Annotated in this window: 14 protein-coding genes and 1 pseudogene; 13 read left to right on the forward strand and 2 right to left on the reverse strand. The window is 42.7% G+C overall.

All coding sequences use genetic code 11. The features are described from left to right. The first annotated feature begins 187 nt into the window (after positions 1-187). The 6 genes from RKD52_RS10035 (at position 188) to RKD52_RS10060 (ending at position 6,622) form a co-directional block, all read left to right on the forward strand. A complete protein-coding gene (locus tag RKD52_RS10035) occupies positions 188-868 on the forward strand; it encodes a YIP1 family protein (protein WP_454099602.1) in 681 nt (226 codons plus the stop codon). Then, positions 865-2,091: an efflux RND transporter periplasmic adaptor subunit gene (locus RKD52_RS10040; protein ID WP_454099603.1), complete on the forward strand. Its 1,227-nt coding sequence runs from the start codon at positions 865-867 to the stop codon at positions 2,089-2,091. Before RKD52_RS10035 ends, RKD52_RS10040 begins: the two co-directional genes overlap by 4 nt. A 126-nt stretch (positions 2,092-2,217) precedes the next feature. Continuing rightward, positions 2,218-3,273, forward strand: coding sequence for a glycerophosphodiester phosphodiesterase (locus RKD52_RS10045; protein ID WP_454099604.1), 1,056 nt, complete (start codon positions 2,218-2,220; stop codon positions 3,271-3,273). An 885-nt stretch (positions 3,274-4,158) separates the two neighbouring features. Next, positions 4,159-5,352 (forward strand): processed acidic surface protein, encoded by a 1,194-nt coding sequence (locus RKD52_RS10050; protein WP_454099605.1) that lies wholly within the window; start codon positions 4,159-4,161, stop codon positions 5,350-5,352. After that, positions 5,349-5,954, forward strand: coding sequence for a class D sortase (locus tag RKD52_RS10055; protein WP_454099606.1), 606 nt, complete (start codon positions 5,349-5,351; stop codon positions 5,952-5,954). Before RKD52_RS10050 ends, RKD52_RS10055 begins: the two co-directional genes overlap by 4 nt. A gap of 272 nt (positions 5,955-6,226) precedes the next feature. Continuing rightward, positions 6,227-6,622, forward strand: coding sequence for a hypothetical protein (locus tag RKD52_RS10060; protein WP_454099607.1), 396 nt, complete (start codon positions 6,227-6,229; stop codon positions 6,620-6,622). 10 nt (positions 6,623-6,632) lie between these two features. On the opposite strand, the gene RKD52_RS10065 is transcribed toward RKD52_RS10060, so the two are convergent. Beyond that, complete coding sequence (locus RKD52_RS10065; RefSeq protein ID WP_454101184.1) at positions 6,633-7,208, reverse strand: citrate/2-methylcitrate synthase; 576 nt, start codon at positions 7,206-7,208, stop codon at positions 6,633-6,635. 22 nt (positions 7,209-7,230) lie between these two features. Here RKD52_RS10065 and RKD52_RS10070 point away from each other — a divergent pair. The 7 genes and pseudogenes from RKD52_RS10070 (at position 7,231) to RKD52_RS10100 (ending at position 12,238) form a co-directional block, all read left to right on the forward strand. Further along, positions 7,231-7,917: pseudogene (locus tag RKD52_RS10070) on the forward strand (substrate-binding domain-containing protein). A 14-nt stretch (positions 7,918-7,931) separates the two neighbouring features. Continuing rightward, entirely contained in the window at positions 7,932-8,996 is a 1,065-nt protein-coding gene (locus RKD52_RS10075; protein ID WP_454101185.1) for an undecaprenyldiphospho-muramoylpentapeptide beta-N-acetylglucosaminyltransferase, read from the forward strand. 57 nt (positions 8,997-9,053) lie between these two features. Next, positions 9,054-9,299, forward strand: a complete 246-nt coding sequence (locus RKD52_RS10080; RefSeq protein ID WP_454099608.1) for a hypothetical protein — start codon at positions 9,054-9,056, stop codon at positions 9,297-9,299. Between the two features lie 176 nt (positions 9,300-9,475). Then, complete coding sequence (locus RKD52_RS10085; protein WP_454099609.1) at positions 9,476-10,012, forward strand: sigma-70 family RNA polymerase sigma factor; 537 nt, start codon at positions 9,476-9,478, stop codon at positions 10,010-10,012. Then, positions 10,013-10,420: a PadR family transcriptional regulator gene (locus tag RKD52_RS10090; RefSeq protein ID WP_454099610.1), complete on the forward strand. Its 408-nt coding sequence runs from the start codon at positions 10,013-10,015 to the stop codon at positions 10,418-10,420. Between the two features lie 4 nt (positions 10,421-10,424). Then, the gene (locus RKD52_RS10095) at positions 10,425-11,684 is read left to right on the forward strand and encodes an FtsW/RodA/SpoVE family cell cycle protein (RefSeq protein ID WP_454099611.1); all 1,260 of its coding nucleotides are present in this window, start codon (positions 10,425-10,427) and stop codon (positions 11,682-11,684) included. 425 nt (positions 11,685-12,109) lie between these two features. Beyond that, positions 12,110-12,238, forward strand: coding sequence for a hypothetical protein (locus RKD52_RS10100; protein WP_267881646.1), 129 nt, complete (start codon positions 12,110-12,112; stop codon positions 12,236-12,238). Between the two features lie 197 nt (positions 12,239-12,435). Here RKD52_RS10100 and RKD52_RS10105 read toward each other — a convergent pair whose 3' ends face one another. Then, positions 12,436-12,765, reverse strand: a complete 330-nt coding sequence (locus tag RKD52_RS10105; RefSeq protein WP_454099612.1) for a cyclic-phosphate processing receiver domain-containing protein — start codon at positions 12,763-12,765, stop codon at positions 12,436-12,438. Positions 12,766-12,826 lie beyond the last annotated feature (61 nt).

The following is a 12,826-nucleotide window of genomic DNA, read 5'->3' on the forward strand; positions in this document are numbered from 1 at the left end:
TGCATAGTGTGAGGTTATCTGCCAATTCAATTTACTGAAAAAACTCGTCGCAGGTGGCTGGGAAATGTCTAAAAATAGACCGGAATCTGAGCTGATTTTTCATAATATGCCAAAAGTGACTATTAACCATGCCGGAAATATGCTATAAATTTCTAGTAATCGTTTTTTTTTGACAGGGGGAAATAGAATGCATCACGTTCGTATAGTAGAAGGCTTAACAGAACCCTCTGCTTACTTTGGAAAATTGAAAGAAGCTGAAGCCATTAAAGGATTTTACGCAAGATTTGCAGCCTTGATTGTGCTTAGCGTGCTTCTTGCAGCAGCAAGTGCGTACCTCGGTGTACATACTGAGGCCATTACTGCTTATCTTGATCTGATAAAAAGGGAGAAATTTGAGTTTGCCAAGCTGTTATTCGGCATCGGCGGCATCGTTGCTTCAATTACTGCTCCTCTTGTTATGGTTCTCTTTTTCACCTTCGTATTTAAAGTGTTTTATAGAGATATAGAGTGGGACAAGCTGATCACGCTTCAGCTGTTTCCGTTGTTTTTAATGACGATGGAAAAACTGCTGAACTTTCCGTTCTTTCATTTACTTGGCGTTCAGCGCGATTCCTCCCCATTTGGATTTGGCGTTCTGATTCAGCTTTTGACAGATCAGACCTTCGCCGTAACGTTAGTCAGCTTCATAACAGTGTTCCTTATATGGAGCGCATATGTGCAGATGATTGGACTGAAAATGCTTTCGGATAAATCATGGAAGCGTGCTGCAGGAACCGTAATCTTCTCAAACCTTCTCTACATTCTGCTTGTAGCTGTCTTTACAGTACTTGTGCAGGATATCGGGATTTCGCTTCAGGGGGACGTATGAAAAAACAAGCAGTGATCGGAATCATTTCTTTAGCCGTTGTATTTATAGCTGTTAATACAGCCGTTATTTTCACATCAGACAAAATCGAGAGATCTAAATCAATCAGTCAGTTTACAAAAGCGGAAACGGGGGACCTGCAGAAACTTCTTTTCACAAAAGGGGTGGTTGTTCCTGCTTCAGATTATAAGGTCATGTACAGCAAAGACCTTGGAACGCTTCAGGAAGTACTTGTCAGAAAAGGTGATGCCGTAGTGACAGGAGATCCTCTCATCACTTATGAAACCGGCCACCTGGACGCTGAAATGGAAGAACTGCAGGATCAAAATACGGATCTTAAGTCCAGAATATCCTCTGCAGAATCAGACCTGTCCGATTTGCAGGACGACTTAGATGAAGCAAGCGTTCCTGTTGAAGTGGAAGAAGGCGTCTATCTGGATGATTCCGCAGGCAAGAAAGCCATAAGCAGTCAAATTGGCGACAAGCAGGATCAAATTGACTACCTGAATCAGCAGATTGACAGTAACGAGCAGAAGATTACAAGACTGCAAGCTCAAAAAGAAGCTTATAATGTGACGAGCAAAATGGACGGGATTGTAACAGCCGTCAATCCTTTTCCTCAAAGCCCCGAAGATCCGATGATCGTCATTCAATCCAGTGAGCCCTTTCTAATAGAAGGCAAACTGTCCGAAAAAGACGCTGTGCAAGTAAAAGAGGGTCAAAAGGCGACTGCCGAAGCAGAAGCCCTTCCAAATACAGAAAAAGAAGCGATAATCAGGGAAGTGACGATGACGCCAATCGATAAGCCTTCTGTTGATCAGAACGAGAGTTATTATCCGTTTCTCGCTGAACTGATTGAACCCTCTGAAAACTGGCATCACGGATTTCATGTCGGCATGGACATCGTGCTTGAAGAGCGGAGCGGGGTCATCGTCATCGACGACACAGTGATGAAAAAACAAAAGGGTAACCAATACATTTATGTGCTGAAAAAAGGGAAACTCGAAAAAAGGAAGCTGGATCTCGGCCTGAAAATAAACAGCCGAAATGAAGTCCTTCAGGGTCTTGAAAAAGGCGAACGCATCGTCACAAAGCCATCTCCAGACCTTAAAAACAACATGAACGTATTTATCCCGATGAATCATCACTACCTTGAAAAGAAAACGCTGAAATCATTTACAAACGAACAGAAAATCAGGCTGATTATCAGCGGAATGGTGAAATGAAGGTGCTTTTGAAGCACTTTCTTTTTTTTGCGTCATTCTTTAACGCAACTTATTAAATCCTTTATCTGCCGTTAACAATTGATCATTACACTGGAAAGTGAATCTGATGAAGGAGATGAACATACGATGAAAAGATGGACAAGAACAGCACTTGCAGCCATGCTTTTAACCTCTGCAGGTGTTATGCCAGAGAGCAGTGCCTCGGCAGCGGACAGAGAGTTTGATCTCCAGGCTCACCGCGGGGGAATGGGACTGACAGTAGAATCGACCATTGCGTCATTTTCACACGCCTTAGAACTTGGCGTGAATACGCTGGAGCTCGATGTGCAAATCACAGAGGATCAACAGGCCGTTGTGACTCATGACCGAAAAATATCAGGCGGAAACTGCAGTGATACGGAACCTGCTTTTCCCGGTGATCCGGAATTTCCGTATGTGGGAAAATACATAAAAGATCTGACACTTGAACAAATACGGACAATGGACTGCGGCTCAGTGACCAAACCGCAATATCCGGGTCAACAAACAAGTCCCGGAGCGAAAATGCCGCTGCTTACTGAAGTGTTTGATTTAGTAGATTCCTATAAAGCAAAAAAAGTAAAAATGAACATTGAAACAAAAGTAGAGGCAGGAGCTCCTCATGAAACCGCTCCAAGAGAAGAATTTGTGCAGATTGTGGCAAAACAGGTCCGCGAGGCGGATATGCTGGACAGAGTGACGATTCAAAGCTTTGACTGGGGCTCCCTCATGAGAATGCGCGAGGTAGAGCCAAGCCTGCCGATCGTGGCTCTGACAAACGGCCCTCAATTTCTGCAGCCCGGACAGCCTGGGGCTTCGCCGTGGCTCGGCGGCATTGACATCGATGATTTTGACGGAGACCTTGTAGCCGCAGCCAAATCATTTGGAGCAGACGCCATCTCGCCTGTGCACGGCTTTCCGCAGAACGGAGCTGTTACAGAGGATGGGTATGAACCCTATGTGACAAAAGAAATGGTGGATCGTGCACACAATGCAGGAATGCAGGTTATTCCTTGGACAGTAAATGACTTTCCCACAATGAACAAACTCATTGAAGACGGTGTGGACGGGATGATTACAGACTATCCTGACCGTTTGCGGAGCGTCATGGAAGATCGCGGGTACAAGCTTCCGAAATCGTATAAGACGCCAAAAAATGAATGATGCACATTCGGCAGTCCTGAAGAATTGGGGCTGCTTTTTTCTGCGGTGTTTTGGGAAAGCAAGGGCAGGGAGGTGTGATTGTGTAAACCTTTGCAAGCCGCAGTGAACAGAAAGTAAACGGGAGAAGCGTAGCCTTTAGAACGTGAAAAAGAACCATGCCTATTATAACGAGCTGTTTTTAAAATTTTAGATGTATCCGAAGTAAAGATTGTTTGGGAGAGGCGCGATTCTGTGGAATCGCGTTTTATCTAGTGGATTCGTTGATGAATACCTCTTTTTCTAGCAAGATCTTAGGCATTTGTAAGGTGATTTGCGGTCCTGGACTATGTAAGTCAATTATATCCGTAACGGCACGGATGCGCTTATCCTGACGGGGTTCGTTACTACCGACAATCCGGCGAATACATCCAGCTTCAATCGAATTACAACCAACAATTCTTGCGTTACAACCAACTTTCCTTGTTTTACTACCAACCCCCTTTTTAACACATAAATACCTCTTTTTCTAGCAAGATCCTGAGCATTTGTCAGTTAATTTGCGGTCCTGGATTATGTAAGTCAACTAAATTCGTGACGGCACGAATCCGCACATCCGGGCAGGGTGCGTTACTACCGGTAATCCGACGAATACATCCAGCTTCATTCGATTTACTACGAACTATCATTGCATAACTACCAACCCCTCTTTTCAGTATTAGAGGGCAGTGAAAATGCATCCCTATAAAACAGAGTTCGTGAATTACAGGTGAAAAAAGTCACAAGAAGTCCATGTAACATGAAAAAGCAACCAGTTAAGGGAAATTATACAGATACTCTTTTTCATCTGCTGAGATTATACTATTCTAGTTGATCTCATACTATTTTACTAGGACTGGGGAAGAAGCCATGAAAATCATATTATCGTTCTTATTGACTATAGCTGCAAGCTTTTTTCTGGTGCCGGCAGGAGCATTTGCGATAGAACCGGATGAACCTGATTTCGAAGCGCATTTGAAAGAGATCGGATGGGAGAAAAAGGACTACTTAAACTATCTTCAAGGCAAAGGGTGGTCACTTGCTGATTTTGAATCGGCTGATGAACTGGGGACACCTCTTACTGTAGAATCAATTTTGGAAATGATGGATACATATGAATTGACCCGCGGGCAGCTGAACGAGCTGCTTAGTGAAAACGGTGACATCGAAGAGGGGCAGGATGTTCTGGAAGGGACGTATCTTATTTTTGCTGAAGATGTGGACATGTATGTTGATTTTTACATGAATGGATGGGAAGGAACGCCTATAGATGAGAAGAATCTGGCAGAACTTCTGGGCGTTTACGGATTCCAATCAAGAGAAGAACTTGAGCAGTTTTTAAGAGAACATGATGACTCAATCGAACACTATGAGTACATTGAAGATCTTGATTATTCGCTTGATTTTTATATTAACGGTTCCGAAGCGGAGGATGCCATTTCGGATCTGTTTTCTGAAATAGGGTTGACCCATGAAGAGATAGAAGCGATTTTCAACTTTCTTTCTACGTTGGAACTTGATGATCCTGTGATTGAAGAGGAAATGATTGAGCTCAGCGAGAGAATGATGGAATTTGAAGAGTTTGAGTCATTGAACGATCTGTCGGCTGAGCAAATGGCGGAGCTTCTGGACATTTTTAAAAGCATGCTTGATCTTCTGCAGATCAATTCAGATTATTATATAGTGAAGGACGGCAACATGAAGCCGGTATCTTTAAAAAGCATTCTTACAGTTAATGTAGAGAAAGGCTCCCGTCTGCTTATTAAACTTTCAAACCTGCAGGAGGAATTACTGGCAGATATTCTTGTAACGGCTGAAATGTTCGGTTCAGATTTGATTCAGGAAACAGGGGAAGATTTAATGAAAGCCAATCAAATCGTAAATGAACATCCAGCATATTCAAAACCTGTCAGTGAAAACAAGCCAATAAGCAAGACCGTAAAAGGCGGAGAGCTCCCTGAAACCTCAACCGGTGCTGCAGGATACGTACTTGCAGGTATGGCGCTGATTCTTGCAGGAAGCTGGTTTTTACGCAAATACAACATGCAATCCAGGCAGTCATGAAAAAAAGAAATCTCTTCCTGCTTGTTTCTGCTCTTCTAATAAGCAGCGGAATATGGCTTATGACCACAAATGCCGGCACCATGGCAAAGGGGTATTTTCTTTATAGAACCAGTTTAGAACCAAAGGCAGAGAATTTCCCGAAAAACAAAGCTGAAAAACAGACAGCTGCAGCTGAGAATCTTCTCTATCCCAAAAGACCTGAAGCAGGCGAGCAGATAGGTAATCTTTCCATTCCAAAGCTTGAAGCAAATCTCCCCATTTACCACGGAACAGCTGAAGAAGAATTAGAACAGGGAGTTGGTCACTACGCCGGAAGTGTACTGCCTGGTGAAAAGGACAACTCTGTTCTATCCGGCCACAGGGATACTGTCTTTCGAAATCTCGGAGAAGTTGGAAAAGGGGATCTTCTCATTGTGACCACATCTGCAGGAGAATTCACTTATAAAGTGAGGCAGGTCCGGATTGTTGACAAAGATGACCGCACCGTCATTGTGCCGAAACCAAAAGCAGTCCTTACGCTTTCAACCTGCTATCCGTTTGCCTTTACAGGTCCAGCACCTGAGCGTTATATCCTAATTGCAGACCTGCTTGCTGCAAAATAACATGTGAATGGCGCGCCTCCACGAAAAGGCGCGTCTTTTTTGCATTCCAACTGAACATAAAAGCTGAATGTATGGTATTGTTTAGGAGAATAAGGAGCAAAGGAGAATCCTCATGCTTACTATAAAAAAAATTCTCCGTTACTTAAAGGGCTCTGGGAGAGGGCGCTGACGAACGTCACCCGGAACTATGGAAATAAGAATTATATATTTTCTGCCTGCTAATTTGTAACGATATCCTTCTTAAAAACGTCATATGTTTGAGGGGGATTTACATGAAGAAACTCTTATTGGCAATTGTTTTGTTTCTATCCGGCTGCTCTATGGAGCCAAAATATCTGACCGAATTTTATACAGGAACGCTGGATGAAGTAACAAAAGCCGTCATCACAGACGGCAGTTCAGGATATAGAAAAACCATCAGCGATCAAAAAGAGATAAAAGAATTGATGAACAGGATGCAAAATGTCACCTTCATTCAAGAAGAGAATCAGGAGGACCGCTCAGGATTCAGGTATGCCATTGCATTCTTTGAAGGCGAAACACAAACGTTTCATTTCTCTTTAAATGAAGTAGATGGAACCTATTATCAAACAGAGCCTGATCTCTATCCTCTTATTGATGATTTTTATAAAAAGCTTCCAGAAGAAGAGGAAACTATTTTCCACTAGAACTTCAGAATTAGGGTGAAGATTGCCCGTTCGGCACACGCCAAGGACCAGTATACTGCGCTTCCGGTCTGAACAAAGTGTTGTTGTCTGCCTGCTCAAGAATATGTGCAGTCCAGCCGGTCATCCGGGCAGCAGTGAAGACCGGCGTAAAAAGATCAGCCTTCATGTTCATGGATTTCATGATGGCTGCAGCATAAAATTCAACATTTGTATATAACGCTCTTCCTGGTTTCAGCTCCGACAGAATGTTTATCGATGCTTCCTCCACTTTCAAAGAAAGATTCAGCCATTCATCATCTCCCGCTTCTGAAAGCAAAACCGCTTTCAGTGCTTCTGCCCGGGGATCCCGGGTTTTATAGCCTCTGTGCCCAAACCCCATTAACCGTTCTCCTCTGCACACTTTCTGCCTGATTAATTCTTCAATATCGCTGCTATTTGCCGCTTCAGCCAAAAAGGATAGAACCTCAGAAGGCGCTCCTCCGTGAAGAGGCCCTTTCATCGTGCCGATTGCAGATGTTACGGCTGAATGGAAGTCTGACATCGTTGATGCCGTGACCCTGGCAGAGAAAGCTGATGCTTGTTTCAGCTGCCGTTACTCCTTTTAAACCATGATAAATCATGAATATCTCCCCGCTGTTTATCAGGAGGGTATCCTCAAGCTTAACTCGTTTCAGCAGGGATATACTTCACACCTTTCACTTGCGATATCTCCCTTGATTGCAGATACGATTCTGCCGTTTGTATTAAAAAGATATACTTCCACGTATCCACAGGTCGAAATTTCCGTTAAAATAGTAGAATCGGCAGAAATTGAACATGCAGTGCTGAGTGAGAGCGCAGATCTTGGCCTGTTCTGCATGGACAGCTATCACAGTGAAATCACTTCGCAGATCCTTTACAGAGACAGGGTTATTCTTGCAGCTCCTCATGACGGTGCGGATTCAGAGAGTGCGCTGCCGCTTGACCCGGAAGAGCTCTTGACATCAAATTACCTACTCACACATAATCATCCTGTATACTGGGATTCTCTGTGCCGAGCCGTTAACATGATATTTCCCGGAGTACGGATGATGGAAGTCACTCAGATCCACATCCCATAACGTTTTATTGCAGAAGGGCTTGGCGTTTCCTTTCTTCCTGCCTCAATGGTGCGCAGAGAATTGCTTGAAGGAAGACTGCTTGAAGTGGACTGTCCATTTCTTCCATTGCCTGAAGCCTGTACATATGCCATTATGAAAGACGTTCATAAAAAACAAAAAGAATTTCTTGCTTTTTTAGCGCAATTCAGAATTTGAAGGAGGGCTTACGCCTGATGAAAAAAACGATTGTCTTTACAGGAGGCGGCTCTGCAGGCCACGTGACACCGAATATGGCCATTATTGATGAGCTTGACCGCAGTGCCTGGGACATCCAGTACATTGGTTCAAAAAAAGGAATCGAGAAGGAACTGATTGAAAATATCCAGATTCCGTACCACGGCATTTCAAGCGGGAAATTAAGACGCTACATTGACCTTGAAAACGTGAAGGACATCTTCCGGGTTATGAAGGGCTGCCTTGATGCCAGAAGAGTCTTAAAAAAGCTGAAGCCGACAGTTGTCTTCTCTAAAGGCGGCTTTGTTACCGTTCCGGTCATTATTGCAGCGAAATCTCTCAACATCCCGGTTTTCATCCACGAAAGTGATATGACACCAGGTCTAGCCAATAAAATTGCCCAGCGCTTTGCGACAAAAATTTTCACATCATTTGAAGAAACACTGGCCTATTTCCCTAAAGAAAAAACCGTATCGATCGGCTCTCCGATTCGCCGCGAAATGTTAAAGGGATCACCTGGCAAGGGAAGAGAACTTCTCGGCTTTGATGGAAGAAGACCAGTTCTAACAATCATGGGCGGAAGCCTTGGCGCCAGAAAAATCAACGAAACGGTAAGAGCGGCACTGCCTAAGCTGAAAGACTATCAGATCATCCATCTATGCGGAAAAGGAAACGTGGACGAATCCCTGATCGGCAACAAGGATTACAGACAGTTTGAATATGTACACGGCGAGCTTTCCCACTATCTTGCAGCCACTGACTACGTCATCACAAGAGGCGGCTCTAACTCAATCTTTGAGTTTTTGGCACTGAAGATCCCGATGCTGATCATCCCGCTGACAAGAAGCCAGAGCAGAGGAGACCAGATCATGAACGCCAAATCGTTTGAGAAAAAAGGCTATGCGATGATGCTCGAAGAAGAAAACCTGACAGAAGAATCTCTTCTTACCCATCTGGCCGATCTGAAAACGAACAAAGTTGACATGAAAGATACGATGAACAGGCTGAATAAAAAAGATGCGATCGGCATCCTTGTGGAAGAAATCAATAAGATTGGATAGCTGAACAAACACGTCATACAAATGGCGTGTTTTTTAACAGGGACGAGGGATGTTTTCATGAGTGAAAAAAAGCAAACCGGCGTTGACAAGCACAATCAGCTGGATAAACTCCCATTCAGCTTCAGCAGTACGAAAAACGGCAGCGTGTTTATAAACTATTTTCACAAGCAGGTAAAAACCTTAAAAGGAAAAGAAGCAGAGCAATTCCTGAAAAAGGTGGAGGCTGCAGCAGATGAAAAAGCAAAGCAGCTGATCATGGCTAAAATAACAGGGAATTTTAAACGGGGAAATGAAAAGGGGTAAGCCAAAAAAGGCCAAAGCCGTTTGATTTCAAAAAATTTTTTTACAGAGTAATTGAATGCTCAGCGAGGCAGCTGAGCATTTTTTTTCGGTTTCAGGCAAATGCGGCCACTATTTTTACATGATCAAAAACCAAGTCGCATCCAGAATCGTCTAAGTAAAGGAAAGGAGGGGGATAAATGGAAGAGTGGGCAGCAGATTTCATAGAAACAAAAGACTATGAAACTCTCATAGATGAAATTATGCACGAATACGGAACTGAAATTCTGAAGCTTGTTTACACTTACGTCCGAAATCAGCAGACAGCTGAAGACCTGACTCAGGACATATTTGTTAAATGCTACAGGTCGCTTCATACATATAACGGAAAATCGAAGCTCAGAACATGGTTATGGAGGATTGCAATCAATAAGTGCAAGGATTATTTAAAGAGCTGGGATTATAAACATATAACTCCGTCAAATGATCACTGGACAGATGCACCTTCAAGTGAGGAAACAGAATACGCCGTCATAAAAAAAGAAGAAGAGTCTGAGCTCTTTTCTGCTGTAATGAACCTTCCTGTAAATTACCGGGAGGTCATCTATCTTTATTATTTTGAAGAGCTTTCCATAGATGAAATCGCCAGGATAACAAGCTGTGCGCCAGGCACGGTAAAAACAAGAATGCGACGTTCAAAACAGCTTTTAAAAGCGGGCCTGAAGGAGGAATTGTAGGTGGAAGAACAATTAAGAAAGCTGAGTAAAAGTTCCGGGAACCAGAATTTTGACAAATTGACGTTTACAGAAAAACACAGAGCAGGCGTATGGAAACGCATCAGCAAACAGGAGAAATCACCATCCTGTCTCCTGAAAGATGTTCTGCAGCTTCTGATTCATGAGAAAACAGGGTATGAACTGAGCGTTCTTCTAAGAGCAAGAGGCAATTCTGTTTTTGATGAAAATGAGGGAGCCATCTACACCTTTCTTCACGAGCTTGAAAAAAAAGAATGGATTCAGGCGTCCTGGCATGGAAACCAATCAAAATTTTATGTGATTACTTCCCGGGGAAAGAAGATATTAAAGCGTGAAGAAAGAAAAGCCGCAGGTACTGAAATTTCCCTCAGTGAACTATTGGAGGGATAAAAATATGATAGAGACAAGGGATTCTTACCTTAGTAAAGTAAAAGAACAAATAAAGTCAAAAGATGCAAGAATGATGGTTGAAATGGAATTAAATGCTCATATAGAAAGCATAAAGGAAGACTGGGTGAAGAATGGTCTCACCGCAGATGAAGCAGAAACAAAAGCAATTGCTCAAATGGGGAATCCTGTAGGAATCGGAAAAGATATGAATAAAATTCACCGGCCAAAAACAGATTGGGTCCTGATTCTTTTATTCACATTTTGTATGGGAGCAGGATTTCTTCCGGTTTTTATTGGAGAGCAGGTTATGCTTATTAATAAAATCCTAATCTCTATAATCGGAGCAATCACTCTATTCGCGTTTATGATGGTCGACTACCGCAGATTGGAAAGGGTTGGCTGGGTTTTTTACATACTGGGAATAGGTTTTTTACTTGTGATACCACCTTTTGCAAACCAAATTATTAATGGGAGTTTATCCATACAGATTGGTTTCTTCAATTTGGAAAGTCTTATAAGCATCCCATTTCTTTTAGTGGGGTGGGCGTCTTTTCTGAATAACCTCAGATTAAAAGTTTGGCAAGCCATTCTTTTGTATATCGTGCCAATACTTCTTTTAGCCCAGCTGCCTGCTGTATCAACCGCTGTATTATATACGGTCATGGTCAGTGCAATGATTTGCTTCAGCAAGTTTTCAAAAAAGGTCATACTATCATTATTGACAGCGGGGAGTGTTCTCGCAGGCCTTTTACTTTTTTCCGTATTTGTCTTCTCATCACCTGAACGAAAAAGCCGTCTTGACGCTTTTCTTAATCCGGAAAAGCATTCACATGAAGGAGGTTTTCCCATCCTTTATATCAGAGACTTGATTCGGGATGCAGGCTGGTTTGGTCAGCCGCAAAATGAATTTCTAATGGGTGATTCACTGACAAATCTTGTCTTTGTTTCCATTACAGCAAGCTTCGGCTGGCTGGTTGCCGGCGCAATTGTCATCCTGCTCTTCCTTTTCAGCTTCCGTCTTGCGGTTTATGTGCCGAGGATGAAACATTCATTTGGAAGATTGCTGTTGGCAGGAGCAATCTCACTTTTTACGATGCAGGTTGCCGTCAATATTGGTATGGCTCTAGGGCTCCTTCCATTGATGACAATGTCTCTTCCGTTTATCAGCTATGGACTGATGCCTGTCCTTTTAAATTCAGCTCTAACCGGGATTGTGCTTAGTGTATATCGGCGAAAAGATCTTATAGGTTTCGAATCCAGGTAATTTAAAGAAAAGAATAAATCGATCGTGCGAAAAAATTCCAGTTGAAGAAACTGGAATTTTTTTATTGGGAAAATAGGCATAGCTGCAGTGCGGCTTTTTCAAATTAAAATATGTTCTAAAAGCAAATAGAGTGAATTCTATTCAAATTGAAGGCATGTTACTTTAAATAAACTATGTTCTAACGAAAACATTCTCTAAAAACTTGAATGCTGATTTAAAACACTAAGTTCAAAATAATGAACTAAAAAAACTATGTTCCAAATAATCATATTAGAAAGAAACAAACCAGTTGCCAAGAAAAGTTAAATCTATCACTTTCAACAAATTGGTTTACATAAGAAGGATACAATCAACAAGGGGATATTTTAATGAATCTCTACCAAGGAGTATGAGCATCATACTCTTTAGAGGGGAGGTGGAGACACATGCCAAACCGCAATGACAATAAGTTCAGAAAGATTGAGTCAGAAAGCCAGAAACAAGGAAAAACGCAGGAAGAATATGCTGCTGAGCTTGACAGCAACCGTGCAAAAAGCCAGCAAAAGAAGAAATAAGCTTTGGAAGGACTGCTGATGGCAGTCTTTTTTTATGGAGCGCTTACGGTTTGTTTTAAAGCGTTGAATGCCCAAAACCTTCTTCGAACAGTGCACCTTTCTATCAAAAAGGCAGCTGGAAGCTTTCTTGAGACAAAACAAAAGAGGCACCCCGGAGGGTCCCTCAATAATTTAGTATGTTATCGCATTTTTCTATCCTAAGCATGGAGAGGCATGGGTTTGAGAATCACTTTTATTGATTTTGGCATTTCGAAGTCTTCCTGTGCCTGTTTAAAATACCTGTACATCGCCTTGCTTCCGGCTGCATTGGCCGAGTGGATGGTAATGCGGTTTGCATAAAGATGATGCCTGACCATGTAATGTACCAGCATGAGCCCGTTTCTGGTCTTGCTGACCAGATCGTGATCAAGGGACAGATGGTCTACGCGATTAGTTTCTAAAAGCGCAATGCATTGGTCTATATCTTCCGCCAAAACATATCCGCTGGGGCAGGTCCGGTAATCATCCATAAAGACACTGATTGTCATGATGATTTCCTCCGATCTCATGTGACCTGACTTCAGTGTAACATACTTGCGTCTATTTAAC

It is taken from the genome of Metabacillus sp. SLBN-84 (assembly GCF_053629595.1).

Coding starts and splice junctions, on each gene's coding strand:
- RKD52_RS10035 (WP_454099602.1), top strand. CDS start 188: ATGCATCACGTTCGTATAGTAGAAGGCTTAACAGAACCCTCTGCTTAC.
- RKD52_RS10060 (WP_454099607.1), top strand. CDS start 6,227: ATGAAGAAACTCTTATTGGCAATTGTTTTGTTTCTATCCGGCTGCTCT.
- RKD52_RS10100 (WP_267881646.1), top strand. CDS start 12,110: ATGCCAAACCGCAATGACAATAAGTTCAGAAAGATTGAGTCAGAAAGC.
- RKD52_RS10080 (WP_454099608.1), top strand. CDS start 9,054: ATGAGTGAAAAAAAGCAAACCGGCGTTGACAAGCACAATCAGCTGGAT.
- RKD52_RS10055 (WP_454099606.1), top strand. CDS start 5,349: ATGAAAAAAAGAAATCTCTTCCTGCTTGTTTCTGCTCTTCTAATAAGC.
- RKD52_RS10040 (WP_454099603.1), top strand. CDS start 865: ATGAAAAAACAAGCAGTGATCGGAATCATTTCTTTAGCCGTTGTATTT.
- RKD52_RS10085 (WP_454099609.1), top strand. CDS start 9,476: ATGGAAGAGTGGGCAGCAGATTTCATAGAAACAAAAGACTATGAAACT.
- RKD52_RS10105 (WP_454099612.1), bottom strand. CDS start 12,765: ATGACAATCAGTGTCTTTATGGATGATTACCGGACCTGCCCCAGCGGA.
- RKD52_RS10095 (WP_454099611.1), top strand. CDS start 10,425: ATGATAGAGACAAGGGATTCTTACCTTAGTAAAGTAAAAGAACAAATA.
- RKD52_RS10045 (WP_454099604.1), top strand. CDS start 2,218: ATGAAAAGATGGACAAGAACAGCACTTGCAGCCATGCTTTTAACCTCT.
- RKD52_RS10050 (WP_454099605.1), top strand. CDS start 4,159: ATGAAAATCATATTATCGTTCTTATTGACTATAGCTGCAAGCTTTTTT.